The sequence below is a fragment of the Micromonospora sp. NPDC057141 genome, from assembly GCF_042670805.1.
GTDB lineage: Bacteria > Actinomycetota > Actinomycetes > Mycobacteriales > Micromonosporaceae > Micromonospora.
Genome location: NZ_JBHUVA010000156.1, coordinates 1 through 3,209, shown reverse-complemented (window position 1 = coordinate 3,209; position 3,209 = coordinate 1). Strand labels below are relative to the sequence as shown.

At 69.8% G+C, this 3,209-nt stretch carries 3 protein-coding genes; all 3 read right to left on the bottom strand.

Going from position 1 to position 3,209, the window contains the following annotated elements; genetic code table 11:
- Window positions 1–155: 155 nt before the first annotated feature.
- The 3 genes from ACFT41_RS32110 to ACFT41_RS32100 are packed head-to-tail and all read right to left on the bottom strand — an operon-like array spanning window position 156 to window position 2,819.
- A complete protein-coding gene (locus ACFT41_RS32110) occupies window positions 156–968 on the bottom strand; it encodes an ExeA family protein (protein ID WP_377590439.1) in 813 nt (270 codons plus the stop codon).
- On the bottom strand, window positions 965–2,338 hold the full coding sequence (locus ACFT41_RS32105; protein ID WP_377590440.1) for a DDE-type integrase/transposase/recombinase: 1,374 nt from the start codon (window positions 2,336–2,338) through the stop codon (window positions 965–967). Before ACFT41_RS32105 ends, ACFT41_RS32110 begins: the two co-directional genes overlap by 4 nt.
- A 55-nt stretch (window positions 2,339–2,393) precedes the next feature.
- Window positions 2,394–2,819 (bottom strand): hypothetical protein, encoded by a 426-nt coding sequence (locus tag ACFT41_RS32100; RefSeq protein ID WP_377590442.1) that lies wholly within the window; start codon window positions 2,817–2,819, stop codon window positions 2,394–2,396.
- Window positions 2,820–3,209 lie beyond the last annotated feature (390 nt).

Below are 3,209 nucleotides of genomic sequence, written 5' to 3'. Positions count from 1 at the left end.
TGTTGCCCGGCATTCTTGATGAGGATGTAGCCGTCATCGGCGGTGCGGCTGTAGGGGTATGAAGATGCCCCGCCGGCGGGTTGTCGGCGGGGCGTTTGTCGTCGTGGTGACGCTCTGGTCGTCACGGTGACGTCGTGGTCCTCATTGTGGTGCGTCTATTCGGCGGTGACTTCGCTGATGGCGGCGCGGGTGGAGGATTCGTCGACGATGGCTTTGCCATCGGCGAAGGCGGCGATGAGGGCTTGGAGGGCGAGGTTGTTGACGGCGCGGGGGTAGCCGCGGCTGGATTGGTGGATCGCGGTGGCGGCGTCGTCGGAGAACAGTGGGTCGTCTCGGCCGGCCAGGCGTAGGTGGTGGCGTAGGTAGGTGGTGGTTTCCTCGCTGGTCATGCCGGGCATGGTGTAGCGCAGGCCGATGCGTTGGTCGAGGGCGGCCAGGACGCCGAGTTTGATCCGCCGCCGGAGGGTGGGTTGACCGACGAGTAGGCAGGCGAATGGTGACCAGCGGTCGAGGTCGTGGTTGGTGAGCATGCGGATGCCTTCGAGTTGGTCGTGGGTGAGTAGGTGCGCTTCGTCGATGACGAGGACTGGGGTGCGGCCGCGTTCGGCGTGTTCGCCTGCGAGTGCTTCGGCGGCTTGTGGGATGAGGATGGCCATGTGTGGGTGTGGGACCCCGCCGAGGGTGGTGACGATGGCGTGGTGGATGCCGCGGGCGCCGATGGTGGGGTTGCCGAGGTAGATGATGGTGTGTCGGACCTGGTCGAGTGCGGCGAGGGCGGCGCGGATGGCGACGGTCTTGCCGGCGCCGACTTCGCCGGTGATCACGCCGAGGACGCGTTGTTCGACGCACCAGCTGATGCGGGCGACGGCTTCGGCGTGGGAGCCGTGCCGGTGCAGCATGCCGGGGGCGAGGTCGCGGCCGAACGGCATGCGGGTGAATCCGTAGTGTGCTTGCAGACGGTCGATCATGGGGTGTCCTTTTCGGGGAGTGCGGGGTCGATGTGGCCCGACAGGGCGGTGTAGTTGACCCGGTTGGCCAGGTCGGCGGTGTGGGCGGCGTCGACGAGTTTCAGGTAGCCGATGCCTGAGGCCGGTGGTGGTGTCTCGGGTGTTTCGGGCTTGGCCTTGGGGTGGGCGTGACGGCCGATGCGGTGCGGGATGGCCAGGCCCATCGGCTTGCCGCCCAGCCGGACCTCGATGGTGGTGAGGTCGAACGGGTCGAATACGAGCTCGACCCGCCGGCCGACCAGACCGGCGTCGACCTGGTAGGTGTTGCCGTGCAGGGAGATGGTGGCGGTCTTGGTGACGGTGCGGGCGGCTTCCCAGAGGAACGCCTCGCGCAGCGCGGCCGGGCTGGGCAGCCGGGGCGGGTCGCCGGCCTGCCAGCGGTGAAGGGGTGTCTGCCCGGTCTGCGAATGTGCGGTGCGGTGGTATTCGGTCTCGGTCCAGGCGGTGAACAACCGGTTGAGGCTGACCAGATCCGGCACCAGTAGATCACTGTCCGGCGTGGACAGCTCGACGAGGAACTGGTCACGGACCGTCCGGAAGAACCGTTCGATCTTCCCGCGGCCCTGCGGGCGGCCCGGCGCGGAGTGCACGAGCTTGACGCCGAGGCTGGCGCACGCCCGCAGCAGCCACGCGTCGACGAACGCGCTGCCGTTGTCCACGTAGATCGACTCCGGGACACCGCGCGACGCCAGGGCCGGGCGCAGCGCGGCCGCCAGACGGACGGTGTCTTCGGCGTATCCGAACCGGTGCCCGACCAGCAGCCGGCTGTGATCATCGAGGAACGCGAACAGGTAGGTCTTGCGCCCGCCGACGACCGGGCCGTGCAGGGCGTCGCCGACCCACAACTCGCCTGGCCGGTCGGCTTCGAACCGGCCGAACACCGTCACCGCCGCAGCGGGCGGGCCCATCAACTCCAGGCGGTTCAAGTGCCGCAGCACCGTCGACTCCGACGGCGCCCACCCGAGGTGCTTGTGCAGGATCCGGGCCACCTGCGCGGCGGTCCGGTCAGGGTTCTCCCGCTTCAACGCCGCGGCCATGTCCAGGATCTCGGCCGGGGTCCGCGGGGTGGCCTGCCGTGGGCTGGGCACCAGAGCGTCGAACCCACCGCGACGCCACGCCGTGATCCACCGGTCCAGGGTCGCCCGCGCCACCCGCACCGGCGTCCCGAACGGCCCCGGATGCTCCCGCTCGGCCAGTTGGCGCACCATCCGCCCGCGCTGGCGGGTGGAATACGCCGGATCAGCCGCCTCCCGGATCAGCTGATACCGCCACAACGCGATCTTTCGGGCGCGGTCGGCCCGCACCCGAGCCTCATCATCCGCAGTGCTCAACAACAACCCTCCTCAACACTCGCCGTGAAGATCGACAAGTGCTGAGGGTGCCGCCTCACATGGCCACCGACCAGGGCGAACTCGTGTTGATCCACTCCGGTGGCCAGCCCGGGGACAACAGACGCCCGTCTGACACCGCGCCGGCCACCTGCCACGCCGTCACGTCGCGCAGCACGAACCGGCCGGCCACCGCCCGCCCCGCGGCGGTGATCGCCGCCACCGCGTCGGCAAACAGCGAACCGGTCGGGTCGGGAACCTGCGGATAGACCGCCACCACGACCAGCAGCCGGGTAAACCACGCCCGGACCTGCTCGGCCCGCCCAGCGAACCGGCGCAGCCAGCCCCTCACCGTCCCCAACGGCCGGTCCACCAGCACCGCGACCGGACGGGCACCCAACCCGGCCGCCTTCGCCTGCACCGCGTGGCCGACCACACCGACAGCATCCGCCCGCCGCACCAGCACGCCGACCGGCAACAGCACATGCGTCGCCGCGCACCCCGTGCAGCACGTACGCCGAGGCCGCACCAACCAGCCGCCACCCGACTCAACCCGGATCAGACGCGACCGCGCCCATCCCCACCCCGCCAACCGGCCCCCGCACCCCGGACAGCGCAACTCACCCGCCACGAGCTGCCGTTCGACCCCAGCCGGACCGTCGTTTACCGTCATCACCCGGGTGCCTCCGCACCTCAAGCGGCCCTCCCGAGCGCCTGGCCAAGGAACACCGGGAGGGCCGCCACCTGCATCAACGTCCTCACGGTGATGACGCGCACGAACAACCGCAACCCCACCAGGGCCACGCCAGAGACCTCCTCAAGACCAATGACGGGCAAGAACCAACTCGTCGTCACCTTCGGTGACGGCTAACAC